This window comes from Dietzia sp. KRD202 (assembly GCF_017168155.1).
Taxonomy (GTDB): domain Bacteria; phylum Actinomycetota; class Actinomycetes; order Mycobacteriales; family Mycobacteriaceae; genus Dietzia; species Dietzia kunjamensis.
The window spans coordinates 1-23867 of the sequence record NZ_JABFAN010000008.1 but is presented as its reverse complement, the minus strand read 5'-3'; the positions used below and the strand labels follow the sequence as shown (position 1 = coordinate 23867).

Sequence of the window (23867 nt, the reverse complement as noted above, 5' to 3'; positions counted from 1 at the left end):
TTCTCAGACCTACGAATACGGTTATTCGGGTTCTGACCGTCAGCAGTGTGTTGGTGAGTTTACCGGTGTGTTTTTTTTTTAGAGGTGTATAAGAGACAGGTTCTGGGCGGGAACCGCGGGCTGCGCGGGGTCGATCTGCTCGGGGCGAAGCACGCCGCCCGACCGCGGGGCCTGGGCGGGGCCACCGGAGAGGATGCGACGCCCCGACAGCGCGCTGCCGAGTGTGAGCTCGTCGGCGAATTCCAGGTCGGCGCCCATCGGCAGCCCGGACGCCAGCCGGCTCACCACGAGGTCGGGGAACGGCCGCAGCAGGCGGGCCAGGTAGGTGCTGGTGGCCTCGCCGGTGGTGTTGGGATCGGTCGCGATGATGATCTCGGCGATCTCCTCGCCCTCGGCCTCCCCACCGACCCGCCGCATCAGCCCGGCGATGCGCAGCTCGTTGGGTCCGATGCCGTTGATGGGGTCGAGAGCCCCGCCGAGCACGTGGTAGAGCCCGCGGAATTCGCGGGTGCGCTCAATGGCCTCGATGTCCTTGGGTTCCTCGACCACGCAGATGAGCGTGGGGTCGCGGCGCGGGTCCGAGCAGATACGGCAACGCTCGGCCGCCGCGACGGTCCCGCAGACCTCGCAGTAGGTGACGCCCTCGACCACGGCCTGCAGCGCGGAGCGGAGGCGTTCGACGGAGTCGGGCTCGGCCTGCAGCAGGTGGAAGGCCAGACGTTGCGCAGACTTCGGACCGATGCCCGGCAGCTTGCCGAACTCGTCGATCAGGTTCTGGACCGGTCCCTCGTACATCGCGCTTTCCTGTGCTCTTGCTGGCCCGACGACGGCTGCGTCGCCGGGTGGCGGGTCCGATTACGGGTCGGAACCCGATGGCGGGGCCCGGAACGTGCCGGGCCCCGCGGGCTCACATTCCCAGTCCGCCCATCATGTCGCCGAGGCCGCCACCGGAGGCCAGCGGGCCGAGGCGGGACTCGGCGAGTTCCTGCACTTTAGTGTGGGCGTCGCCGAACGCGCCGACGAGGAGGTCCTGGAGCGTCTCGATGTCCTCGGGGTCGACGACCTTCGGGTCGATCGTGACGCCGGTGACCTCACCGGTGCCGCGCATGGAGACGGTGACGAGTCCGCCGCCCGCCTGACCGTCGACGGTGCTCGCGGCGATCTCCTGCTGCGCCTCGGCGAGCTGGGCCTGCATCTGCTGTGCCTGCTGGAGCAGGGCGTTCATGTCGGGTCCGGGCTGCATGGCGGGGTCCTTTCGGCGGTGTGCGGGGCAGTGCTGAGTTCATGCCTGTTGTTCAGGCCTGAACCTGCCGGGGCGGCCCCGGTCGGTCGGTTCCCAGCGTAACCGTCCGGTAGGACACCGTGCCCCGGCGCGCGGCGGTCCGGGTGGGTCAGCGCTCGAGCGGGCGGGCCCCGAGGTGCTCCTTGAGCAGGGCCAACGCGATGTCCTCACCGGTCCGGTGGTCGAGGTTCTGGGGGCCACTGCGGGCCTCGTCCACCATCTCCTCCTCGCTGACCGGCTGCGGGGGCGGGCTGTTGGGCTCGCCCGGTTCCGGCTCCGGCTCCTCGGGCGGCGGCGGGATGTCGTCGTACACGCCGCCCGAGCGACCGCCGCCCTGGCCCCGCCCCGCGTCCGCACCGCGCAGGCGACGCTCCCAGCCCCGCGGCTCGCCCTGGGGCGCGCCGGGGGCGTCAGTAGGGCCCGCGGCGGATCCCCGTCCGGGTGCTGGAGGAGACGCATCGGCGGGAGCCGCGGCGTCCCCGGCTGCCGCGGCGTCCCCGGCTGCCGCGGACGCGGAGCCCGACGTGCAGCGGATGGTCCAGTCGCCGCCCACGACCTCGGTGATCGAGTCGGTGATCGCGGTGGCGTTGTGTGGCTGCGAGAGACGCTTGGCCAGCGGTGCGTAGTCGTGCACCAGATGGATCACCCGGCCGTCCACCCCGGCGACCGTCGCGCCAGCGAGCATCACCTCCACCGTGCGGGTGCGGGTGCGGACGGCGTCGCGGATGGCGGGCCAGGCCCGGCGGATGTCCTCGGCCTCGATCCCGGGTGCGGCATCCGCGGGCGCGGACGCCGCCTCGGGCTGTGTCTCCGGGTCCGGCCCGGACGACGCCTGCTCCGGAACCGATGCCGGCGGCACGGGTGCGGACTGCTCGGTCGCGGTTGCGGGATGTTCGCGCCACGGGTCGTCGGTCTGCGCCGGCGCGGGAGCGGGTGCGGGAGCGGGCGCGGGCGCGGGTGGGGCCGACGCGGCGGCAGGAGCCGAGTCGGCGCCGGCCGCGGTTGCCTGCGCAGGATCCGGAGCGCCCGCTCGGGCAGTTGGCGCCTCGGTACCCGCGTCGGAACCTGCGGCGGGTGCGGTCTGTGCAGCGTTCGCGGCGTCGGGACGAGCGGCGGGCTCGGATGCCGGCCCGGGCAGTGCGTCACCCACGGGCTGCTGCTCGGAGGTCGGCGGCTGCGCCGACTGCGGGGACTGTGCCGACTGCGAGGACTGTGCCGACTGCCGGGACTGAGCGTGCTGCGAGGACTCCGACTCGGGAGTCCGGTTCGCCGCGATCTGCTCCGCGACGGACCCGGCGGGCACGGCCGGGGCGGCGGGGTCGTCTGCCACGGCGGGCTGGTTCGGCGCTTCGGTCCCAGTCGCCGCTGCCGGCTCAGTCGGCGCGGCGGGTCGACTCGGCGCGGACTCGGCGGCGGCGTGCGTTGGCGCAGGCGTCGGAGGCGGCGTCGGAGCCGGAGGCGCAGCTGCAGCCGGAGCCGGAGCCGGAGCCGGGGTCGACGGCGCACCCTGGCCAGCCGGCTCCGGAGACCGCGGCGCCGCCTGATCGGCGGCGGGCGCGGCCTGCTGCTGCGACCGCCGCACGAACTTGGGCCGCCCCTCGGCCTGGCCGGCAGCCTGCGGCCCCGGTCCGCCGGCGGAGTCGGGGCGGAACTCGTCGTCGTCGCCCCGAGGCGCCCCTCCCGGCGTGGATCCACCGCCACCAGCGGCACCCGCCGCGGCGGCCGGCCGCACGGCACCCGACTCGAGCGACTCGACACGCTGCAGCAGCGCGATCATGGAATCGTCCGCCGAGGGCAGGAGCAGCTTGGCGCAGAGGATCTCCAACAACAGCCGCGGCGAGGTGGCCCCGCGCATCGACCCCATCCCCTCGTGCACCATGTCGGCGCAGCGGGCGAGAGTGGCGGGCCCGATGTTCTCGGCCTGACGCCGCATGGTCTCGGCCTGCTCGACCGGCGCGTCGACGAGCCCACGCTCGATCGCCTGCGGCACGGACTGCACCATGATGAGGTCGCGCAGCCGCTGCAGCAGATCGGCGGCGAACCGACGCGGGTCGTGCCCGGCCTCGACCACCTTGTCGACGGTCCGGAACAGCGTGGCCCCGTCGCCGGCGGCCAGCGAATCCACCGTGTCGTCGATGAGCGCGACCTCGGTCGCCCCCAGCAGGCTCACCGCGCGCGGATAGGTGATGCCCTCGTCACCGGCGCCGGCCATGAGCTGGTCCAGCACACTGAGAGTGTCTCGCGGCGATCCCCCACCGGACCGGATGACCAGCGGGAACACGGTCGGCTCGACCTGCACACCCTCCTGATCGCAGATCCGCTCGAGCAGCCCGCGCATCGACGTGGGCGTGAGCAACCGGAAGGGGTAGTGGTGTGTGCGCGAGCGGATGGTGGGCAACACCTTCTCCGGCTCGGTGGTGGCGAAGATGAAGATGAGGTGCTCCGGCGGCTCCTCCACGATCTTCAGCAGCGCGTTGAAGCCCGCGTTGGTGACCATGTGGGCCTCGTCGATGATGAGCACCCGGTACCGCGAGGACGCCGGCGCGAAGAACGCCCGCTCGCGCAGATCACGCGTGTCATCGACACCGCCGTGGCTGGCCGCGTCGAGCTCGGTGACGTCGAGGGTCCCGTGGCCACCGGGCGCCAGCGCCACGCACGAATCGCATTCGCCGCACGGGTCGGCGGTGGGCCCCTGCACGCAGTTGAGCGAGCGGGCGAGGATGCGGGCGGACGAGGTCTTGCCGCAGCCGCGCGGGCCGGAGAAGAGGTAGGCGTGGTTGATACGACCGGAGGACAACGCCACCGAGAGCGGTTCGGTGACGTGCTCCTGGCCCACGACCTCGGCGAAGGAGGCGGGGCGGTACTTCCGATAGAGAGCCACGCCTAGAGGGTACCCAGGGGGTACGACGACGAGGACTTCCGCTTCCGACGACGATCACGCGTGATCCGGGATGGACCGAAATGACCGGAGGGGCCGCGTCATACGCAGCCCCTCCCGACGTCCCTCGCGCGCGGATCGGGCCCCCTCAGACCCCCGCAGCACGGTTCCCGAACCGATATCGGACACCGGCCCCTCACAGCCCCTCAGCTGTCTCCAGTGTCCGCATCCCTCTAGCTCGGACCACTCCGATACAACCAGACGGCCCTGGCCCGGACAAGACCGCACTTGCATTGACACTTGCTCAACAGGCCCGGCGAATTACATTCATGCAGGTGACAGGGTTACCTAAGCTACGGACTTACACATTCACACTTTGGGAATGTGGCGGAAATCACGGACGGGCAGACGTGCTGGTCACCTGCCGATTCCCGGGGACGAAGAGGCGAGATCGGGAGCGCGGTCCGTTAATGGCCGCCGTTAACGCAGATGACGCAGTTGTTACACACCGCCCGAGCCGAGCGATCGCTCAGTCGGCGAGCGCCGCGCGGCAGGCCGCGAGAAGGGCGCACAGGCCCACGACATCCATGGCGGTCTCGACCTCGGCCAGGGGCGGGAGCGTGGGCGCCAGACGGATATGGCGGTCGTCGGGATCCTTGCCGTACGGGTACGCGGACCCGGCCGGCGTGAGGGCCACCCCGGCCTCCTTGGCCAGGCGGACGGTCTCGGTGGCGGTGCCGTCGACCACCTCGAGGTCGATGAAGTACCCACCCTCGGGCCGGGTCCAGCCGGCCACGTCGTACTCGCCGAGCCGGTGGGCCAGGGCTGCGGCGGCGGCCTCGAACTTCGGCGCGATGACCTCGCGGTGGCGGAGCATGTGGTCGCGCACCCCGTCGGCGTCACCGAAGAATCGGGCGTGCGCGAGCTGGTTGACCTTGTTCGGCCCGATGGAGCGCACGGAGGTGTGGCCGAGGTACCAGTCGAGATTGGCCCGCGAGGCGGAGAAGAACGACACGCCCGCGCCGGCGAACGTGATCTTGGAGGTCGAGCACACCTGCCAGAAGCGGTTGGGGTGCCCGGCCTCGGAGGCCAGCGTGTCCACGTCCGGGACCTTGGGGAAATCCTCGGTGAGCGTGTGGACGACGTAGGCGTTGTCCCAGACGATCCGGAAGTCCGGGGCGGCGGTCGCCATGCGCGCGAGCCGGGACACGGTGTGGTCGTCGTACACCGCGCCGGTCGGGTTGGCGAAGATCGGGACGCACCACATGCCCTTGATGGACGGGTCGTTCGACACGAGACGCTCGACCTCGTCCATGTCCGGACCGGTCGGCCCCAGCGGCACCGGGATCATCTCGATCCCCAGCGCCTCGGTGATGTTGAAGTGGCGGTCGTAACCGGGCACCGGGCACAGCCAGCGCAGTACCGGCTCGTCCTTCCACGCACGCTGGGAGTCGGGCGTGCCGAAGAGCATGGAGAACGTCAGCAGGTCGTACATGATCGACAGGCTCGCGTTGTCCTGGGCGATCACGCGGTCGGTCTCGACCCCGAGCAGCTCGGCGATGATCGACCGCAGCTCGGGCAGTCCCGCCCCGCCGCCGTAGTTGCGGACGTCGGTCTTACCCGCCGTGTGGTCACCCTCCCCCGGCAGCGACAGCAGCCGCTCGGACAGGTCCAACTGTTCGGGCGAGGGCTTTCCTCGGGTCAGGTCCAGGGCCAGGCCCTTGTCGGCCAGCGCGTCGTACTCGGCGGCCAGTTGCGACTCGAGTCGGGCGAGTTCGTCGGCGGGGAGATCGGACAGTGCCACTGTGGCCTCCGGCGGGATCGACAACTGCGGTGTTGGTGCCCTAAGACATGTCCCAAGACATAAGGGGACCCCGCGCACCCGCCAGAGCCCGCTGACCCTTGCTGCCTTCCGGCCCTGGGGGAGTTCACAGGATGGACGCCGCGCGGGGTCCACGGACGAGTCTAACCGCCCCGCCTCCCGCGCCGCACCCCACCCGCCTTCCGGGCAGCGATCCGAGCCCGCTCGGCCCCGCGGTTTGCCTCTGCTTGCGCGTCCTGGGTATTCTCCTCCACGGAGGATTCGCCTAGTGGCCTATGGCGCTCGCCTGGAACGCGGGTTGGGGTTTATAGCCCCTCAGGGGTTCAAATCCCCTATCCTCCGCCGCAGACGCGGCCCGGAGCTCTCGAGCCCGGGCCGCGTCGCTCATTTCGGCCCCGGGCCGCCGCCGGGCCCGCAGGCTCCGGTTCCTCCCTCGCAGGCCCCGCAGGCCCCGCCACCTCCAGCTACGCGCCCTCAATGCTCGGTTTCCACCCACGTGCGCGTCCCCCTGGGACCATTCCGGACGCACACCTCAGAGTCACACCTCAGAGGAAGCACCACACGCGAGCACCGCGTCGGATCGCCCGACTCCGGAGCGCAACCCGCCACCCGCGGCCACCCGCGCTCGGTAGCATCGCGAACGTGACCGAGACCACGGGCGGCCGGACCGTTGACGACGACGTCGCCCTGCGGGTCCTCGTCTACAGCCACGACGCCGCCACCCGCAGCCGCGTGATGTCCGCTCTCGGCACCCGCCCGCACCCGGACCTGCCCCGGCTCACGTACCTCGAGGTCGCCACGGCCCCGGTCGCTGTCGAACACCTCGACGCCGGCGGTGTCGACCTGGCGATCCTCGACGGCGAGGCGACGCCCACCGGCGGACTCGGCCTGGCCAAGCAGTTGCGGGACGAGCTCGACCACTGCCCGCCGGTGCTCGTGCTCATCGGCCGTGCGGACGACCGCTGGCTCGCCGACTGGTCCCGCGCGGACGCCTCGGTGCCCCACCCGATCGACCCGCTCCGCCTGCGCGACGCGGTCAACGGGCTCCTCGCCCCCGCCTGACACCGGCCCCGCGGCCGCGCGCACTCTGCCCCGCGCCCGGAGAACCCGACCGACACGCCGTCTGTCCGAACCCCCGACGCACGTCAACACAGTGTGAGTAGAGTCACAGTTGCGGGCCGCACAGTGAACGGCCCGCCGGGGAGACGGACGACCGGACCCCATCAGCGCCGGTCACTCGAACCCCCTGCGGTTGCAGTAGAGGCCCGCCCACAGGCGGCTTCTCATCACAAGCGCGAGGAGTGACGCCGACGTGAACGAATACGTGCCCATCCTGGCACTCGGGGCCCTGGCCGTCGCCTTCGCCGTCTTCTCCTCGGGCGTGTCCTCCTTCGCCGGGCCCAGCCGGTTCAACCGCGCCAAGCTCGAGGCCTACGAGTGCGGCATCCAGCCCACGCCGCAGCCGGCGGGCGGCGGCCGCTTCCCGGTGAAGTACTACCTCACCGCGATGCTGTTCATCATCTTCGGCATCGAGATCCTCTTCCTCTACCCGTGGGCCGTCCACTTCGACCAGCTCGGCGTGTTCGGGCTGGCCGCGATGGCCCTGTTCGTGTTCAACGTCTCCGTCGCCTACGCCTACGAGTGGCGCCGTGGCGGACTGAGCTGGGACTGACCCGGAGAGTCGGAGAGGAGCGCCGAGATGGGACTCGAGGAGAAGGTGCCGGCCGGCTTCCTGCTGACCACGGTCGAGCAGCTGGCGGGCTACATGCGCAAGGGTTCGCTGTGGCCGGCGACGTTCGGTCTGGCGTGCTGCGCGATCGAGATGATGTCCACGAGCGGCGGCCGCTACGACCTGGCCCGATTCGGCACGGAGGTCTTCCGCGCGTCCCCCCGACAGGCCGATCTCATGATCGTCGCGGGGCGGGTCTCGCAGAAGATGGCGCCGGTCCTGCGGCAGGTGTACGACCAGATGGCCGAGCCCAAGTGGGTCCTGTCGATGGGCGTGTGCGCGTCGTCGGGCGGGATGTTCAACAACTACGCGATCGTGCAGGGCGTCGACCACATCGTGCCCGTCGACATCTACCTGCCCGGATGTCCGCCGCGGCCGGAGATGCTCATGCACGCGATCATCACGCTGCACGACAAGATCCAGAACATGCCGCTGGGCGCGAACCGGGCCGAGGCGATCCGTGCCGCGGAGCAGGCCGCGCTCGACCAGCGTCCGCTCATCCCCGTCGAGGGGATGTTCCGATGACCGATCGTCGCCCGGACTCCGGCGCCGCGGACCGCGACCGGGCCCCCGACGCACCGAACCCACCCGACCGCACGGACAGCCCTGACGCGGACACCGTCGGCGTGCGCCACGGCATGTTCGGCGTCCGTGGCTCCGGGGACACCACCGGGTTCGGGGGCCTCGTGCGCCCGACCGAGATGCCCGGCAGTACCCCACCGCCCTACGAGGACGACGACGACGAGGTCATCCGCGCGCTCACCGCGGCCCTGCACCAGCGGGGTGGGCCGAGTTTTCAGGAGGCCGTCGAGAAGGTCGTGGTCCACTGCGGGCAACTCACCCTGCACGTGGAGCGGGAGCACCTACCGGCGGTGGCCCTGACCCTCAGGGACGCCCCGGACCTGCGCTTCGAGATGTCGTTGGGCGCCAGCGGGGTGCACTATCCCGACGCTTCGGGCCGGGAGCTGCACGTGGTGTATCCGCTGCAGTCCATCACCCACAACCGTCGCGTCATGCTCGAGACGTCGGCCCCGGACGCGGATCCGCACATCCCCACGCTGACCCGCGTGTATCCCACGACGGACTGGCACGAGCGGGAGACGTACGACTTCTTCGGCGTCGTCTTCGACGGCCATCCGTCGCTGACGCGGATCGAGATGCCGGACGACTGGGAGGGCCATCCGCAGCGCAAGGACTACCCGCTGGGCGGGATCCCGGTGCAGTACAAGGGTGCGACCATCCCGCCGCCGGATCAGCGGAGGGCGTACTCATGACCGCCGATCGCACCCGCGCGAGGCGCTCGGGCCGCTCGGCCCGTGCCGACCGCGCCGCGGACTCCGACACGATCCTCACCGCCTCCGGGCAGGACTGGGACGCGATCAGCGAGGCCGCGCGCAACGCCGACGACGACCGCATCGTGGTCAACATGGGCCCGCAGCACCCGTCCACGCACGGGGTGCTGCGGCTGATCCTGGAGATCGAGGGCGAGACGGTCACCAAGGCCCAGTGCGGGATCGGTTACCTGCACACGGGCATCGAGAAGAACCTGGAGTACCGCTACTGGACCCAGGGCGTGACGTTCGTGACGCGGATGGACTACCTGTCGCCGTTCTACAACGAGGTCGCCTTCTGCCTGGGCGTCGAGAAGCTGCTCGGGATCTCGGACCAGGTGCCGCCGAGGGCGTCGGTCATCCGGGTGATGCTCATGGAGCTCAACCGGATTTCCTCCCACATGGTGGCCCTGGCGACCGGCGCCCTGGAGCTGGGGGCGAGCACCCCGATGCTCTTCGGATTCCGCGAGCGGGAGCTGGTCCTGGATGTCTTCGAGGTCATCACCGGTCTGCGGATGAACCACGCCTACGTCCGGCCCGGCGGCGTGGTCCAGGACCTGCCGGACGACGCGGTGCCGAAGGTGCGTGAACTGCTCGAGGTGATGCCCGGGCGGATCCGCGAGATGGAACTGCTGCTGCGCGAGAACCCCATCTGGAAGATGCGGCTGCAGGACGTCGGCTACCTCGATCTCACCGGGTGCATGGCCCTCGGCGTGACCGGCCCGGTCCTGCGGGCCACAGGACTGCCCCACGACGTGCGCCGGTCCGACCCGTACTGCGGATACGAGGACTACGAGTTCGACGTCATCACCGGCTCGGCGAGCGACTGCTACGACCGGTTCGTCATCCGTGTCGAGGAGATGAAGGAGTCACTGAAGATCGTCGAGCAGTGCCTGGACCGGCTCGAACCGGGACCCGTGATGGTCGACGACCCCAAGATCGCCTGGCCCGCCCAGCTCAAGGTGGGACCAGACGGGCTCGGCAACTCCGCCGAGCACATCCGCAAGATCATGGACAGCTCCATGGAGGCGCTGATCCACCACTTCAAGCTGGTCACCGAGGGCTTTCCGGTCCCGCCGGGTCAGGTGTACGTGCCGGTGGAGTCCCCCCGCGGCGAGCTGGGGGTGCACATGGTCTCCGACGGCGGGACCCGCCCGTACCGGGTGCACTACCGCGACCCCTCGTTCACCAACCTGCAGGCCGTGGCAGCGATGTGCGAGGGCGGGATGCTTTCCGACGTCATCGCCGCGGTCGCCAGCATCGACCCCGTGATGGGAGGGGTGGACCGATGAGCAGCACGGAGTCGACGAGTCGCGAACCGGTTTTCCTGCAGTTCGGGCAGCAGCCCGACGAGCCGGGGGTGATCGTCCGGCCCGACGCCCGCCGGCGCTACCCTGACGACGTCCTGGCGAGACTGCGGGCCGACGCCGAGGTGATCATCGCCCGCTATCCGCAGGCCCGGTCGGCGTTGCTGCCACTCCTCCACCTCGTCCAGGCCGAGGACGGGCACCTCACGCCCGCCGGCATCGAGTTCTGTGCCCTCGCCGTCGGACTCACCTCCGCCGAGGTCATGGCCGTCGCCACGTTCTACTCGATGTACCGACGCACGCCCACGGGCGACTACCTGGTCGGGGTGTGCACCAACACCCTGTGCGCGGTGATGGGCGGCGACGAGATCTACGCCGACCTGCGAGACCACCTGGGGCTCGACGGGCCCGGCACCACCGACGACGGCCGGGTGACGCTCGAGCGCATCGAGTGCAACGCGGCCTGCGACTACGCCCCGGTGATGATGGTCAACTGGGAGTTCTTCGACGACCAGACCCCCGCCTCCGCCCGGCAGGTCGTCGACGACCTGAGGGCCGGCCGGACGGTGACCCCGACCCGCGGCGCGCCGTTGTGCACGTTCCGCGAGACCTCCCGCCTCCTCGCCGGCTTCCCCGACACCCGCCCCGGCGCGAACGACGGAGCCCCCGGCGACGCGACCCTGGTCGGGCTGCGGATCGCCCGCGAACACGACATGCGCGCCCCGGCGGGGCCGGGCGACTCCACTGAGCCGCCCACCACCGAGCCGCCCACCACCGCACCGCCCACCACCGCACCGGACGAGGAGGCCTGACATGCCGCTCGCTCCATACCTCAGCCGCTACTGGGACGCCCCCGACAGCTGGACGCTCGAGACCTACCTGGAGAACGACGGCTACACGGGCCTGCGAAACGCCCTGGCCACCGGACCGGACGAGGTCATCTCCACCGTCCTCGACGCCGGCCTGCGGGGCCGCGGCGGCGCCGGGTTCCCCACCGGCCGGAAGTGGGGCTTCATCCCGCAGGAGACCGGCGACGAGGGTACAGACGGTTCCGGTACCGAGTCCTCGGCCGCCGCCAAGCCCCACTACCTGGTGGTCAACGCCGACGAGTCCGAGCCCGGCACCTGCAAGGACATGCCGCTCATGATGGCCACCCCGCACGTGCTCATCGAGGGCATCATCATCGCCGCGTACGCCATCCGCTCCTCGCACGCGTTCATCTACCTGCGCGGTGAGGTGGTGCCCGTCCTGCGCCGCCTGCAGGTGGCGGTCGCCGAGGCCTACGAGGCCGGGTACCTCGGCCGCGACATCCTCGGAAGCGGATTCGACCTCGAGCTGATCGTCCACGCCGGCGCCGGCGCCTACATCTGCGGCGAGGAGACCGCCCTGCTCGACTCGCTCGAGGGGCGCCGCGGCCAGCCCAGGCTGCGGCCGCCGTTCCCCGCCGTCGCCGGCCTCTACGCCTGTCCGACGGTGGTGAACAACGTCGAGTCCATCGCCAGCGTCCCGTCGATCCTCCAGCACGGGCCGGAGTGGTTCCGCTCGATGGGATCCGAGAAGTCCCCCGGCTTCACCCTGTATTCGCTGTCCGGGCACGTCACCCGGCCCGGCCAGTACGAGGCCCCGCTGGGCATCACCCTGCGCGAGCTACTCGACCTGGCCGGCGGGATCCGCGAGGGCCACACCCTCAAGTTCTGGACCCCCGGCGGTTCGTCGACCCCACTGCTCACCGACGCCCAGCTCGACATGCCTCTCGACTACGAGGGCTGCGCCGCCGAGGGCACCATGCTCGGCACCAAGGCTCTGCAGATCTTCGACGACACCACCTGCGTCGTGCGGGCGGTGCTGCGGTGGACGGAGTTCTACGCCCACGAGTCGTGCGGCAAGTGCACCCCCTGCCGCGAGGGCACGTTCTGGCTGGAGCAGATCATGCACCGACTCGAGAACGGCACCGCCACCGCCGACGATCTGGACCGACTGCTCGACATCTCCGACAACGTCGCCGGCAAGTCGTTCTGCGCCCTCGGCGACGCCGCCGCGACCCCCATCATCTCGTCGATCGCGCTCTTCCGCGACGAGTACCTCGCGCACATCCCGGGTGGCTGCCCGTTCGACCACAGCCGCTCCACCCTCTTCGACCGGACCGACCGTGCGGGTGCCGGCTCCCGGCGTCCGCCAGTGCGGCCGGTCACACGACCGGATCCCACACGACCCGAGGAGGTGGCCCGATGACCTCCGCCCAGTCAGGTGTCCCCCGCGACGCCCGCGGTCCCGGCCAGGAACCGGACCACGACCGCGCCGGTTCAGACCGCGCCGATTCCGACCGCGCGGACGATCTCGTCACGCTCACCGTCGACGGCCGCGAGGTCTCGGTGCCGCCGGGCACGCTCATCATCCGCGCCGCCGAGCGGTTGGGCGTGCAGATCCCTCGCTTCTGCGACCACCCGCTGCTCGAGCCGGCGGGGGCGTGCCGCCAGTGCATCGTCGAGGTCGAGGGCGCGCCCAAGCCCGTCACCTCGTGCACCACCCCGGTCACCCAGGACATGCAGGTGCGCACGCAATTCACCTCCGAGATGGCAGACAAGGCGCAGCGCGGGGTGATGGAACTGCTGCTCATCAACCACCCGCTCGACTGCCCGGTCTGCGACAAGGGCGGCGAGTGCCCGCTGCAGAACCAGGCCCTGTCCAGCGGCCACGGGCGGTCGCGCTTCACTGAGGTCAAGCGCACGTTCCCCAAGCCGATCGCCATCTCGTCGCAGGTGCTGCTCGACCGCGAACGCTGCGTCATGTGCGCCCGGTGCACCCGCTTCTCCGAGCAGATCGCCGGGGACCCGTTCATCGACCTCTTCGAGCGCGGCGCCCGGCAGCAGGTCGGGGTGTACGGCGACGAGCCGTTCGAGTCCTACTTCTCGGGAAACACCGTCCAGATCTGCCCAGTGGGTGCCCTGACCGGCGCGCAGTACCGCTTCCGCGCCCGCCCCTTCGACCTGGTCTCCAGCCCGGCGGTCTGCGAGCACTGCGCCAGCGGTTGCGGGCAGCGCACCGACCACCGTCGCGGGAAGGTCCTGCGCCGCCTCGCCGGCGACGACCCCGAGGTCAACGAGGAGTGGAACTGCGACAAGGGCCGCTGGGCGTTCACCTACGCCACCCAGCGCGACCGCATCACCACCCCCATGGTCCGCGGCGAGGGCGGCGGACTGGTCCCGGTCCCGTGGTCCACCGCCCTGGCGACCGCTGCCCAGGGGTTGGCCGCCGCCCGCGGACGGGCCGGGGTCCTCACCGGAGGGCGGCTCACCGCCGAGGACGCCTACGCCTACGCCAAGTTCGCCCGCACGGTGCTCGGCACGAACGACGTCGACTTCCGCGCCCGCCGCCATTCGGCCGAGGAAGCGGACTTCCTGGCCGACCGGGTCGCCAGGCGCGGCCCGGGCGGCGAGTCGGAGCAGGGATCCAACGGCCCGGGCCAGAGCGGCGGGCCGGGCCAGAGCGCCGAGGCCGTCACCTACACCGACCTCGAAACCGCACCCGCCGTCCTCCTCGTGGGCTTCGACCCGGAGGAGGAGTCGCCGATCGTCTTCCTCCGCCTGCGGCGGGCCGCGCGCGACCACGGGCTGAAGGTCTTCTCGATCGCGCCCTTCGCCACCCCGGCCATCCGCAAGACCCGCGGCGCTCTGCTGCCGACCGTCCCCGGGGCGGAGCCCGAGGTGCTGAACGCCCTCGCCGTCGTCCCCTCCGACCCCGGCGGTGCAGACCCCGGCGGCGCGGCCCCCGCCGGCGAACCGACCGCCGACGTCGCCGGGCTCGACCACGCGACCGATCCCACCCGCGGCGCCCTGCCCACTCTGCTGCGCGAGCCCGGCGCGGTCATCCTCGCGGGCGAACGGCTCGGCGCGGTGCCCGGCGGGCTCACGGCCGCGGCCGCCCTCGCCGACGCCACCGGCGCACGGCTGGCGTGGATTCCCCGGCGCGCGGGTGAGCGCGGGGCGCTCGAGACCGGGTGCCTGCCGGGACTGCTGCCCGGCGGCGCTCCCGTCTCGGACGACGACGCCCGGCGGACCCTCGCCGAGCTGTGGCGCTGCGACGATCTGCCCACGACGCCCGGCCGGAGCACCGACGAGCAGTTGGCCGCGGCCGCCGCTGGCGAGCTCGGCGCGCTGCTCGTCGGCGGGGTCGAGGCCGTCGACCTGCCCGACCCGCGGGCCGCCCTGGCCGCGATCGACGCCGCCGGCTTCGTCGTGAGTCTCGAACTGCGCCGCAGTGAGATCACCGACCGCGCCGACGTCGTCCTGCCGGTCGCGGCCGTCGCCGAGAAGGCGGGCATGTTCGTGAACTGGGAGGGCCGGACCCGCCCCTTCGCCGCCGCCCTGACCGGCACCGACGCTCTGCCCGACCACCGGATCCTCAATGCCCTGGCGGAAGAGACCGGTGCATGGTTCGGCTTGGCGGACGTGGAGTCGGTGCGCCGCGAGATGCAGCCCAGGACGATCCACCAGTGATAGGCGGCGGTGGGTTCCCCGAGCATGGGGGCGCGGACGATCTCGAGGTAGTGGTAGAGCGGGTTGAGCTCGGCGATCCGGGCCCGCTCGGCGATCTCCCCCGGCTGGGCACATCGTTATGAGCACCGGCGACACACTGACATACGACAAGCTCGCGCTGTGCACGGGAGCCCGCCCTCGTCAGCTCCGCGTTCCTGGGGCCGATCTCGCCGGGGTCCATTACCTTCGTACCGCCGCAGACGTCGAGTTGATCCGCACGTCCGCCGCCCCCGGGCGGCGGGTGGTGATCGTCGGGGGCGGCTACATCGGACTTGAGACGGCCGCCTCACTACGGGCACTGGGCCTGGAAGTCACCGTGCTCGAGGCGACCACTCGCGTCCTCGAGCGGGTCACTGCTCCCGACGTATCAACGTTCTTCGAGCGGATCCACCGAGAGGAGGGCATCGATATCCGAACGGGCGCCAAAGTCGCAGCATTAGTCGGAGACGATTGCGTCCGGGAGGTCACACTATCTACTGGCGAGTCGATTCCGACTGATCTGGTCATCGTGGGTATCGGTGTTGAACCGAGAACAGAACTCGCCGAGGCGGCGGGCTTGACCCTGAACGATGGTGTGGTGATCGACGAGCACGCCCGAACCAGTGACCCAGCCATCGTTGCCGCCGGAGACTGTGCCAGCAAGTACATCTCTCGATACGGTCGCCGAGTCCGGCTGGAGTGCGTACCCGGAGCAACCGATCAGGCGAAACTCGCCGCGGCTACCCTTTGCGGGAAGTCCAAGAGCGCAGTGTCGCTGCCCTGGTTCTGGTCAGATCAATACGATCTCAAGCTGCAGATCGCCGGTCTCAACACCGGTTACGACGAAGTCGTCCTCAGCGGTGACCCCACCCGGGACCGCGACTTCAGCTGCTTCTACCTCCGTGATGGCGAACTCCTTGCTGCAGACTGCATCAATCGTCCCCGTGATTTCATGCTCAGCAAACAGGTCATCACACAGCAGCGTCCTTTCGTCCGGACCGATTTCGCCCATACGGGTTCTCCCGATTCCTTGCGCAATGGGTAAGCCAGTCCCGAGCGAGACTCGCACGGTCAGCGGCGGAGCCTCGACGAACGGCGCTGACATCCCACTGGCGCAGCAAGAGAGCCCGGTTCGTGCCCGCCTGCCGTTCAGAAAGGAACTCTGATGACTCGCCAGACGCTCATCGAGAACTATCCACATCGGGTCGGGGGGCACTGCGGCTCAGCCGCGATGCGAGACCTCCTGCACTGGCAAGGCCTCGGCTGGGAAGAACCGCCCGATGAAGGTCTCGTCTTCACCCTCGGGGGGTCACTTGGCCTGTCCTACTTGCGCTCGAGCGACCTCTTCCCGCCGCTTTATCTGGTAGGGAGAGACTCCGATTTCGAAGTAAATCTCCCCCATCTACTGGGCGCACAGGTCCAAGTGCTCACGACCGACGATCCCCGAGAAGGATGGTCGTGGATTAGCCAGGAGGTCGATGCCGGAAGGCCAGCCCTGATATGGGGCGACATCGCGGAGTTGCCCTACCTGCGGGTTCGGCTCCAAATGAGTCGCCACGATATCGTGGTAATTGGTTACGACGAGGCGGAGAGGATCGCCTTCGTTGTTGACAACGACCGTGCCGAGGTCCAAAAGGTTCCGTTCGAAGCTCTCGCTCGAGCACGGTCGTCGATGTCATTCCCACAACCGACACGTCACACCACGTACCGCATCGCCTGGCCGCATGAGTTACCAGACCTTGCGCAGGTTGCCGCAGCGGCTTTCCGTCAATCGGCAGCGAACATGCGCCACCCAACTCCGCCAGGAGTCGTTGATCTCACGACCGCGGTGAGCGGTTCCGAAGGCTTAGCAGCGGTCGCCCAGCTCGCCGCTGATGTCCGGACTTGGTCCCATCTACCGGCTGACGAACTCGAGATCCTCTTATTCAGCTTGAGCGCTTTCATCGAGAAGGCCGGCACCGGTGGCGGCCTGTTCCGAAAGCTGCTCGCTGACGGCTGCGCGGACGTGGCACGTTTGACCGGTGACCTCGCGACCGAAGATCTCGCCGTAGCCGCCAGACACTGTGCACAGACATGGACGGAGGCCGGCCGAGCCGGGATCGAGCACGAGGTCGATGTGCGTACTCGGCTGGAACGTGTGGCTTCGGCGGTTAGCCTCCTGCCCACGCTCGAGCTTCAACTGGCTGAAGCTCTGGAGTCAGCTTCGCGATCGCTTGCAGCAGCCTGACTAATCGGGAAGTCAAAACTGGACGGTAGAAGTTCCGGCCGCACTCAGACTGCAGCGGATGGCTCGCCGCCGCTCGCACCGAAACGACCGGGCTCTAGGGTTGCCTCGCCACCTCCCCGGCGACCTCGGCGATCGAGCGGTCACACCCATCCGACAAGAAGAAGCCCCGATTTAGCGAGATCCGACGGCGCCAGGGCGGTTCAGATCGTGGCCGAACTCGGCCTGGATGGGTTCGCCTCCCTGCTTGCGGGCAGCAAGAAAATCATCAACGAGTTGCACGCATCCGTCGTGGTCGACCGTGCAGAGCCCAGTAAGGCGAGCGAACACGACGGGACCCAGGAGTTGAACGATCGCGAAGGTGGTGTCGACGTTGCCGAGCTGTGCTCGAACGTCAGGATGTGTGAGGATGCGGTCAAAGGGCTGCCGGTACTCCTCGATGACTCGACTACGCAGTGAGGTGATCGCGGCCGAATCGGCAGGATCGCCGCCGACTGATCCGATTGACAGCCAAGCCAGAGTCGTAATGTTCAGCGGCGCCTGGTCAATCAGGTCGGCTTGGGCCGTGAGAAGCGCGATGAGTTGGTCGCGTACCGACCCACTGTCGGCAGAGACCTCGACGCGAGGCAACAGCCGCTCGAAGGTCGCCGCAAGCAACTGGGCGGTCCCGCCGAAATGCCGATAGAGCGTGGCCCGCGCAACCTTTGACATTCGAGTGACCGCCTCGACGGTAACCGCCTCTACACCGCCAGTGCTCAGGAGATGCGTGGCAGCGTCGAGCAATCGTTTTCGTGAGCGCAGCAGTCGCGGATCGAGCTGATCGTCGTCCGTAGCGGGCCGGTCAGCACTCCAGTCGTTCACGCTCTCCCCTTCGGCCGACGGTCACTTCTCGTCCAAGCTAACCTGTCCAGCCAGCCGGATACTGTGATACTACTTGTCTCAGACCAAGACCGACCATCTCACAGCAAGGGGCCGGCGATGCACTCACCCCAACAGACCATCACCGAGTCATCCCGGTGGACCCGAGCCGAATGGTGGATGCTCACGGTGTCGTGCCTAGCCGTGGCGTTGGTGGTCGCGGCCATGGCCGCGCTGTATTCGGCATTACCGGAGATTGCGGTAGAGACTGGAGCGACGCAAGCCCAGCTGACCTGGATCGTCGACGGCTACACGCTGGTACTGGCGTGCCTGGTCCTGCCCGCTGGAGCGATCGGTGACCGCTATGGCAGACGCGCAGTTCTCGTAATAGGCCTGGCGATATTCACCATGGCATCCGCACTTCCCCTGCTCCTGTCTGACCCGGCCTGGTTGATCGCTGCGCGAGCGATTGCCGGGGCGGGCGCTGCACTGGTAATGCCCTCGACGCTATCGATTCTGACTGCTGGTTTCGCCGCCGTTCATCGCGGCCGAGCAGTAGGTGTGTGGGCTGGAGTCGCCGGCTCCGGAGCAGTGTTAGGCATCCTCGGCGCCGGGGTGCTGCTTGAGCGCTGGTCGTGGGTGTCGGTATTTGTCGGACTGACCGCAGCGGGAGCCCTACTGGCCGCGCTGGCATGCACGATCGCTGAGTCCAGCCAGCATGATCACCCTCCCGTGGACTGGGTGGGCGCGGCGGCAGCTGCAGTCGCGGTTGCGGGAATCGTATTCGCCACGATCGAGTTTCCCGCGCGAGGCTGGGCCGACTCGATCGTTCTCGCCAGCGCCGGGGCCGGCATATTGGCGACAGCCTTTTTTATCCTGATTGAGCTGCGATCCTCGGCCCCCTTGTTGGATGTTCGGTTGTTCGCCAAGCGCGGCTTCAGCGCCGGCTCGTTGTCGGTGGCCATCCAATTCTTGGTCACTTTCGGGGTATTCCTACTCCTGGTGCAGTACCTGCAACTGATCCTGGGATACGGACCGCTGGCCTCGGCGTTGGGATTGGTGCCGATGACGGTCCCCCTGATCGTGATCTCGGTGATCGCCCCCCGACTGTCACAGCGATTTGGACTACGAGTGATGACCGTCGCCGGTCTGGCGACCATCGCAGTTGGCCTGATGCTGGTCAGCCGGATGACCGTCGATGCACGTTACCTCGACCTGCTATGGCCGCTGTTGATCATGAGCGCAGGGCTCGGACTATGCACAGCCCCAGCGACCTACGCGATCATCGCCGAAACTCCGGAGAGCAAACACGGGGTCGCCGCCGCAGTCAACGATGCGGCCCGCGAGATCGGCGCTGCGATGGGGATCGCAGTGGCCGGCAGTGTGCTGGCCGCCGGATACACCCGCCACATCCAACCCGCCCTGCCTCAGTTACCCGAACCTGCCCGCGGTCCGGTCTCCGACTCCCTGGCCGCCGCCCTAGAGATCGCCGCACAAGCCGGACCAATGGCGCAACCATTGGTCGACTACGCCAAAGAGGCATTTGTCAACGGCAGCAGTCAGGCCACACTTACGTTGGCAATCCTCACCGCCGCAGCCGCAGTCTTGCTAGCGATCCTTGCCCCGGGCACTGCTCCGCGTGACCACAAGACCACGGCCAGTTCCACAGCACCGGCACACCGGGACAGCGTCGGATAGGTGGCCCGTCCGGCTTCCGGCTGCACTGACTCGTGCCTGGAGAAACTGCGCAAGGTCAGCAAGAACCGCGGTCACTTCCCGAGTGCAGAATCTCGGCGGTCGCGCTGCTGTGGCTAGCGATACCCACCATCTTCAGGGCGGGGGTCAGTGGCTGATGCGTCCACGCTGTGACTGCAGGGTGGGCGGTAGCAGCCGTTCGGCGACCGCGCCGGTGATGGCGGCGAAGACGGCTTTGTGAAGGATGTCCACGGCCTGCTCACTCGCGGGCCAGGTCGACGGCGGCGCTCCGACTCCGGTGGCGTTTTCCACGGTTTGGTCAAATCCCAGCCGGACGGCGGTGTGCCACACGGTCGCATGAACTCCTCGGATCCCGGTGGCCGCCCACACGCCGCGAATAGCACCCAGCGCCGCGCCGGTGCTGAAGTGCATGAGGTGGTTCCACCCGTCCGGGCGGTCGTCGTCGCCAGGCTTTTGGCCCAACAGCGTGAGCAGGGCGCGCGCCGGGACGTACGAGTTCGGCCTGCCCGTGATCGCCTGTTCGGCTTTCTCGCCGATGACCATCAATCCGGCCCCTACTAAGCCGGCCACCGCTCCGGTTCCGGCCGCTCGGGCAACATGGACTGCTCGGTTCTGGGTCATACTGCTCACTCCTTCGATGCTGTGGATATGCGGGCCTGTGGGAAGGGATAACTACGAGAAGGATTGCGGGACAGTAGCTGTACTGACCACGGACGTTGTGTCACCGGTCGGCATGGCGGGCTGACATGAGGAAGACCTCCGTGTGAGGTGTGAAAGCGACCAAGCAAACACATCCACAACGGAGGTCTTCGTGTCCCACGCTAACGCCCCGCTGACTCCGACGGGAAGACTGCGTCTGGCTCGGTGTGTCGTCGTCGACGATTGGGTACCGCGGCGAGCGGCGGAGCGGTTCGGTGTCTCGGTCACCACCGCCCGCAAGTGGGCCCGCCGGTACCGGCAGCTGGGCAAGGCCGGCATGGTCGACCGCTCCAGCCGCCCGCACCACAACCCGACCCAGACGCCGCGGCGGCGGGAACGCCGCGTGCTCGGTCTGCGCGTATCCCGCCGGTGGGGCCCGGCCCGGATCGCCTACCACCTGGGCATGCAACCGTCCACGGTGCACAAGATCCTGTCCCGCTACAGCTGCGTCAGGCTGGCATTCACCGACCCGGCCACCGGCGCGCCCGTCCGGGCGCACACGCGGCGCCCGCGTCGCTACGAGCACGAGGCGCCGGGCGATCTGGTGCATGTGGACATCAAGAAACTTGGCCGCATCCCCGACGGAGGCGGGCACAAGGTCTTGGGCCGGGTGAAGGGAAAGCGTGACCGCAAACGCGGGATGGGCTACTGGTACATCCACAATGCCGTCGACGACCACTCACGCCTGGCCTACAGCGAGCTTCTAGAAGACGAGCGCAAGGAGACCGCGGCCGCGTTCTGGCACCGGGCCCACGCCTACTTCGCCGACGCCGGGATCACCGTGCGGCGGGTGCTGACCGACAACGGCTCCTGCTACCGCTCCCACGCCTTCGCCGAGGCCCTCGGAGGCAATATCACACACAAGCGCACCCGCCCGTACCGCCCGCAGACCAACGGCAAGGTCGAGCGCTACAACCGCACCATGCTCGAAGAATGGGCCTACGCCACCGCGTACGTCAGCGAATCCGACCGCGCGGCTCGCCTACCCGCATTCCTGCACCACTACAATTTCCACCGCGGCCACACCGCGCTACGAGGCGCCTCACCCGCAGACCGCGTACACAACCTGCGTGGGCAGTACAAGTAGCCCGCGTTGAGGGCTCGCTCGCGGATACCAGCCACTGAACAGCAGGATGAGCAGAGCCAAGTCGATGACCTCGCCGCCGTAGAACATCAGTTGCGCGCCAATCCGCGCGCTGGCCGGATCCACGCCGGTCGGCGGGTGTCCGTATAGCCACCTACCGAGCATCGAGTGAGCGGCGATGAACAGCACCAGCACCACCGCCGGCGGCGTAGGTGGCCCGTTCGTGGACGAACTCCACGCTCGCGCCCTTGGCGGTGATCTCACCCACGATCTGCTTGAGGTCGACCAGGGAGCGAGCGAGTCGGTCCATCGAAGCAACAACAAGCTCGTCACCGTCTCGCAGGTACCCGATGCACTCAGCGAGCTTCTCTCGGCCAGTACGCGATCGCCCCGACTCCTTTTCTACATAAATCCGGTCGCACTCCCCCACCGCTTGGAGCTGGCGAGCTTCGTTCTGGTCGGCGGCGGACACTCGCACGTACGCCACCCGCTGTCCGCGTGGCCGTGACGATCGGCGGGCCGGCTTCTGTTTCCCCTCGACGATGTTCTCCGAGTCCGTCGTCTCCACGCGCAAGCCCCAGTCCAACTCGTCTCGGCGACGGAACCGTGTCTGGACCTTCCCGCGGCTGACGATGAGGACCTCTTCGCCACCGTCACCCGACCGCCCCCGCAGCGTCCCAATCCGCTCCGCTATCAAAAGGCCCCTCCGCCGAGTCTGTGTATCAATAGACTCTAGATTGTACGGGACCGCGTGTCATAATTGGGCATACCTGTGGACTTGATCGCTTTGTGGCGGTCTTCTGTGGTTACTTCTTGGCGGCGACGTACGACGTACCAATCGGGCGTTCTGGCCGAAAGGGTTAGAGCGAGTCGGCGGCTCACGGGTGGGCGGCCGGGTTTGCGTCTGTTTTGTCAGAGTCCGAATGCTCCGCCGCTGATCAGAATGAAGGCGCCTAGGCCGATCAGGACAATCGGGAACAGGATGTGTTCCCAGCGCTCCAGGACTTCGGCGATCGGTCGGCGGGTGGCGACGAACCTTGCCAGGCCCACCAGTCCCGCCACCAGCACCAGGAACACGATGCAGTAGGCGACCACGGCTCCCGGGCCCACGTTGAGAAAGACGGGGACGTAAACGCCGATGTTGTCTCCACCGTTGGCGAAGGTTACGCCGGCCACGGTCCACACGGCGACGTTCTTGCCCTCGACCTTTGCATCGTCGTCATCATCGTCCCCGCGCCAGGCCTGCCACGCGGCCCACAGTCCCAAGCCCAGTGGGATCAGCCCGAAGTAAGGGATGGCCTGCGGGGGCAGGAAGACTCCCGCGCCCAGGGAGACGAGCACAGCCACGCCGAGGATGCCGGCGAACCCGAGATACTGGCCGGCCAGAATGCGTGCGGTGGTTCCGCGTTGGCCTGCTCCGCGGGCGAAAAACAGCGACAGGACGATGATGTCGTCGATATTGGTGGCAATGAACAGGCCGATCGCCTGCAGGGCCGAGGACAGGATCACGCCTGCACCTCCGTGGCGTGACAACCCGGCACTGAGCAGTCGGGCTCCAAGCAGGAGGCGTTTTCGTTGACCGCGAGGGTGATCTCGACCAAGGAAGATAGCGACCGGGCCAAGTGCGGGTCTGCGATCTCATACCGGGTCTGGCGACCTTCGGGCACTGCGACAACGATCCCGCAGTCGCGCAGGCATGCCAGATGGTTCGACACGTTCGACCGTGTCAGCTCCAGATCCCGGGCCAGCTCCGCCGGGTAGGCCGGCTGCTCCAGCAAGGTCAGCAGTATTCGGGACCGTGTCGGGTCGGCCATCGCCCGCCCTAACCGGTTCATCACATCGACACGAGAAGCAATAGTCAGCACTTGCTGAACTATACAGCGTCTGCTGAACTGTTGTGACAACGCCCTAAAAACCTAAAGGTTGTCAAGACACTTAATCTCGTCCAGGACTACGGCCAGTTTTGAACAGGTTTCCTGGCGCTACAGGCACCCACCGGAGTCTCACTAAGTCGTCTTGACGTAATTTGTTTCAGAGCCGGCTTCGGTAGGGATTTGTGGGGCAGAATCGGGCTATGAGGCATCTGGGGTACACCCGCGTCAGTACTGCGAGTCAGGACGCGCAGTGCTCACGCGGGTGTACCCCAAGAGCCTCATGACATGATTATGACTCACAAACCCCTACCGAGCACCACCCTGCGACAGTTCACGGTGAGACGACTTCGCGAGAGGCAGAAGGTGCCCATCGGCCCATGAAGCGGTCTCGGCGTCCGGTCCCCGCCTGGTGTCTCATAAGACTGTAGGTTTTTAAGGCACATTCACGGCGCCAGGCGGGCCGCCGCGGGAGCCCTCGTCCACCCCGCTGGGGCCGCGGGTTTCAGGCGCAGCATGACGTCGGCATCTGGTTTCGGAAGAGGCCGGCCA

The 23867-nt window shown here is 68.6% G+C and carries 19 protein-coding genes, 1 tRNA gene, 1 other RNA gene and 3 pseudogenes; 13 read left to right on the top strand and 11 right to left on the bottom strand.

The features are described 5' to 3' along the window. Window positions 1-189 precede the first annotated feature (189 nt). From recR to ffs, 5 genes and pseudogenes are all read right to left on the bottom strand, one after another. A pseudogene (gene recR, locus J1M64_RS05615) lies at window positions 190-795 on the bottom strand (recombination mediator RecR); the annotation flags it as partial. Between the two features lie 112 nt (window positions 796-907). Further along, window positions 908-1243: a YbaB/EbfC family nucleoid-associated protein gene (locus tag J1M64_RS05610; protein ID WP_067714618.1), complete on the bottom strand. Its 336-nt coding sequence runs from the start codon at window positions 1241-1243 to the stop codon at window positions 908-910. Window positions 1244-1391: 148 nt separating this feature from the next. Next, window positions 1392-4163: a DNA polymerase III subunit gamma and tau gene (locus tag J1M64_RS05605; protein WP_206473342.1), complete on the bottom strand. Its 2772-nt coding sequence runs from the start codon at window positions 4161-4163 to the stop codon at window positions 1392-1394. A 526-nt stretch (window positions 4164-4689) separates the two neighbouring features. Further along, on the bottom strand, window positions 4690-5964 hold the full coding sequence (locus tag J1M64_RS05600; RefSeq protein ID WP_206473340.1) for an aminotransferase class I/II-fold pyridoxal phosphate-dependent enzyme: 1275 nt from the start codon (window positions 5962-5964) through the stop codon (window positions 4690-4692). 59 nt (window positions 5965-6023) lie between these two features. Beyond that, an RNA gene (gene ffs / locus J1M64_RS05595) (signal recognition particle sRNA small type) lies at window positions 6024-6118 on the bottom strand. Between the two features lie 118 nt (window positions 6119-6236). On the opposite strand from ffs, the gene J1M64_RS05590 reads away from it, so the two are divergent. The 9 genes from J1M64_RS05590 to J1M64_RS05550 all read left to right on the top strand — a co-directional run bounded on the left by J1M64_RS05590 (window position 6237) and on the right by J1M64_RS05550 (window position 14845). Further along, window positions 6237-6324: transfer RNA gene (locus J1M64_RS05590), tRNA-Ser, on the top strand. Between the two features lie 300 nt (window positions 6325-6624). Continuing rightward, window positions 6625-7044: a response regulator transcription factor gene (locus tag J1M64_RS05585; RefSeq protein ID WP_206473338.1), complete on the top strand. Its 420-nt coding sequence runs from the start codon at window positions 6625-6627 to the stop codon at window positions 7042-7044. A 250-nt stretch (window positions 7045-7294) separates the two neighbouring features. After that, the gene (locus J1M64_RS05580; RefSeq protein WP_206473336.1) at window positions 7295-7654 is read left to right on the top strand and encodes an NADH-quinone oxidoreductase subunit A; all 360 of its coding nucleotides are present in this window, start codon (window positions 7295-7297) and stop codon (window positions 7652-7654) included. Window positions 7655-7681: 27 nt separating this feature from the next. Further along, a complete protein-coding gene (locus J1M64_RS05575; protein WP_067714633.1) occupies window positions 7682-8236 on the top strand; it encodes an NADH-quinone oxidoreductase subunit B family protein in 555 nt (184 codons plus the stop codon). Continuing rightward, window positions 8233-8985, top strand: coding sequence for an NADH-quinone oxidoreductase subunit C (locus J1M64_RS05570; protein WP_206473334.1), 753 nt, complete (start codon window positions 8233-8235; stop codon window positions 8983-8985). Before J1M64_RS05575 ends, J1M64_RS05570 begins: the two co-directional genes overlap by 4 nt. After that, the gene (gene nuoD, locus J1M64_RS05565; RefSeq protein WP_206473332.1) at window positions 8982-10334 is read left to right on the top strand and encodes an NADH dehydrogenase (quinone) subunit D; all 1353 of its coding nucleotides are present in this window, start codon (window positions 8982-8984) and stop codon (window positions 10332-10334) included. The genes J1M64_RS05570 and nuoD overlap by 4 nt, the downstream gene beginning before the upstream one ends. Then, complete coding sequence (gene nuoE / locus J1M64_RS05560; protein ID WP_206473330.1) at window positions 10331-11161, top strand: NADH-quinone oxidoreductase subunit NuoE; 831 nt, start codon at window positions 10331-10333, stop codon at window positions 11159-11161. The genes nuoD and nuoE overlap by 4 nt, the downstream gene beginning before the upstream one ends. A 1-nt stretch (window position 11162) precedes the next feature. Next, on the top strand, window positions 11163-12581 hold the full coding sequence (nuoF, locus tag J1M64_RS05555; protein WP_206473329.1) for an NADH-quinone oxidoreductase subunit NuoF: 1419 nt from the start codon (window positions 11163-11165) through the stop codon (window positions 12579-12581). Next, complete coding sequence (locus J1M64_RS05550; RefSeq protein ID WP_206473328.1) at window positions 12578-14845, top strand: NADH-quinone oxidoreductase subunit G; 2268 nt, start codon at window positions 12578-12580, stop codon at window positions 14843-14845. Before nuoF ends, J1M64_RS05550 begins: the two co-directional genes overlap by 4 nt. On the opposite strand, the pseudogene J1M64_RS19745 reads toward J1M64_RS05550, so the two are convergent. Further along, a pseudogene (locus J1M64_RS19745) lies at window positions 14821-14952 on the bottom strand (ABC transporter permease); the annotation flags it as partial. The gene J1M64_RS05550 and the pseudogene J1M64_RS19745 overlap by 25 nt on opposite strands. Here J1M64_RS19745 and J1M64_RS05545 point away from each other — a divergent pair. Next, window positions 14949-15908 (top strand): annotated as a pseudogene (locus J1M64_RS05545) (NAD(P)/FAD-dependent oxidoreductase); the annotation flags it as partial. The pseudogenes J1M64_RS19745 and J1M64_RS05545 sit on opposite strands and share 4 nt — an antisense overlap. 120 nt (window positions 15909-16028) lie before the next feature. Continuing rightward, window positions 16029-17090: a BtrH N-terminal domain-containing protein gene (locus tag J1M64_RS05540; protein WP_206473327.1), complete on the top strand. Its 1062-nt coding sequence runs from the start codon at window positions 16029-16031 to the stop codon at window positions 17088-17090. 171 nt (window positions 17091-17261) lie between these two features. Here the strand turns inward: J1M64_RS05540 and J1M64_RS05535 are convergent, their stop codons facing one another. Further along, on the bottom strand, window positions 17262-17948 hold the full coding sequence (locus J1M64_RS05535; RefSeq protein WP_120283053.1) for a TetR/AcrR family transcriptional regulator: 687 nt from the start codon (window positions 17946-17948) through the stop codon (window positions 17262-17264). Between the two features lie 117 nt (window positions 17949-18065). On the opposite strand from J1M64_RS05535, the gene J1M64_RS05530 reads away from it, so the two are divergent. Next, window positions 18066-19643 carry an MFS transporter gene (locus J1M64_RS05530; RefSeq protein ID WP_120283055.1) on the top strand — a complete coding sequence of 526 codons (1578 nt, stop codon included), beginning with the start codon at window positions 18066-18068 and terminating at the stop codon, window positions 19641-19643. A gap of 144 nt (window positions 19644-19787) precedes the next feature. Here the strand turns inward: J1M64_RS05530 and J1M64_RS05525 are convergent, their stop codons facing one another. Next, entirely contained in the window at window positions 19788-20282 is a 495-nt protein-coding gene (locus J1M64_RS05525) for a hypothetical protein (protein WP_120283057.1), read from the bottom strand. A gap of 190 nt (window positions 20283-20472) precedes the next feature. On the opposite strand from J1M64_RS05525, the gene J1M64_RS05520 reads away from it, so the two are divergent. Then, the gene (locus tag J1M64_RS05520) at window positions 20473-21447 is read left to right on the top strand and encodes an IS481 family transposase (protein WP_120283059.1); all 975 of its coding nucleotides are present in this window, start codon (window positions 20473-20475) and stop codon (window positions 21445-21447) included. 151 nt (window positions 21448-21598) lie between these two features. Here J1M64_RS05520 and J1M64_RS20520 read toward each other — a convergent pair whose 3' ends face one another. The 3 genes from J1M64_RS20520 to J1M64_RS05505 all read right to left on the bottom strand — a co-directional run bounded on the left by J1M64_RS20520 (window position 21599) and on the right by J1M64_RS05505 (window position 23309). Then, window positions 21599-21922 (bottom strand): recombinase family protein, encoded by a 324-nt coding sequence (locus tag J1M64_RS20520; protein ID WP_374220841.1) that lies wholly within the window; start codon window positions 21920-21922, stop codon window positions 21599-21601. 434 nt (window positions 21923-22356) lie between these two features. Then, window positions 22357-22953 carry a cadmium resistance transporter gene (locus tag J1M64_RS05510; RefSeq protein WP_017838449.1) on the bottom strand — a complete coding sequence of 199 codons (597 nt, stop codon included), beginning with the start codon at window positions 22951-22953 and terminating at the stop codon, window positions 22357-22359. Beyond that, on the bottom strand, window positions 22950-23309 hold the full coding sequence (locus J1M64_RS05505; RefSeq protein ID WP_031265333.1) for a helix-turn-helix transcriptional regulator: 360 nt from the start codon (window positions 23307-23309) through the stop codon (window positions 22950-22952). Before J1M64_RS05505 ends, J1M64_RS05510 begins: the two co-directional genes overlap by 4 nt. Window positions 23310-23867 lie beyond the last annotated feature (558 nt).

Excerpts from the sequence above, each read along its gene's own strand:
- J1M64_RS05570 (WP_206473334.1), top strand. The coding sequence starts at position 8,233 with ATGACCGATCGTCGCCCGGACTCCGGCGCCGCGGACCGCGACCGGGCC.
- J1M64_RS05530 (WP_120283055.1), top strand. The coding sequence starts at position 18,066 with ATGCACTCACCCCAACAGACCATCACCGAGTCATCCCGGTGGACCCGA.
- nuoE (WP_206473330.1), top strand. The coding sequence starts at position 10,331 with ATGAGCAGCACGGAGTCGACGAGTCGCGAACCGGTTTTCCTGCAGTTC.
- nuoD (WP_206473332.1), top strand. The coding sequence starts at position 8,982 with ATGACCGCCGATCGCACCCGCGCGAGGCGCTCGGGCCGCTCGGCCCGT.
- J1M64_RS05575 (WP_067714633.1), top strand. The coding sequence starts at position 7,682 with ATGGGACTCGAGGAGAAGGTGCCGGCCGGCTTCCTGCTGACCACGGTC.
- J1M64_RS05525 (WP_120283057.1), bottom strand. The coding sequence starts at position 20,282 with ATGACCCAGAACCGAGCAGTCCATGTTGCCCGAGCGGCCGGAACCGGA.
- J1M64_RS05610 (WP_067714618.1), bottom strand. The coding sequence starts at position 1,243 with ATGCAGCCCGGACCCGACATGAACGCCCTGCTCCAGCAGGCACAGCAG.
- J1M64_RS05550 (WP_206473328.1), top strand. The coding sequence starts at position 12,578 with ATGACCTCCGCCCAGTCAGGTGTCCCCCGCGACGCCCGCGGTCCCGGC.
- J1M64_RS05540 (WP_206473327.1), top strand. The coding sequence starts at position 16,029 with ATGACTCGCCAGACGCTCATCGAGAACTATCCACATCGGGTCGGGGGG.
- nuoF (WP_206473329.1), top strand. The coding sequence starts at position 11,163 with ATGCCGCTCGCTCCATACCTCAGCCGCTACTGGGACGCCCCCGACAGC.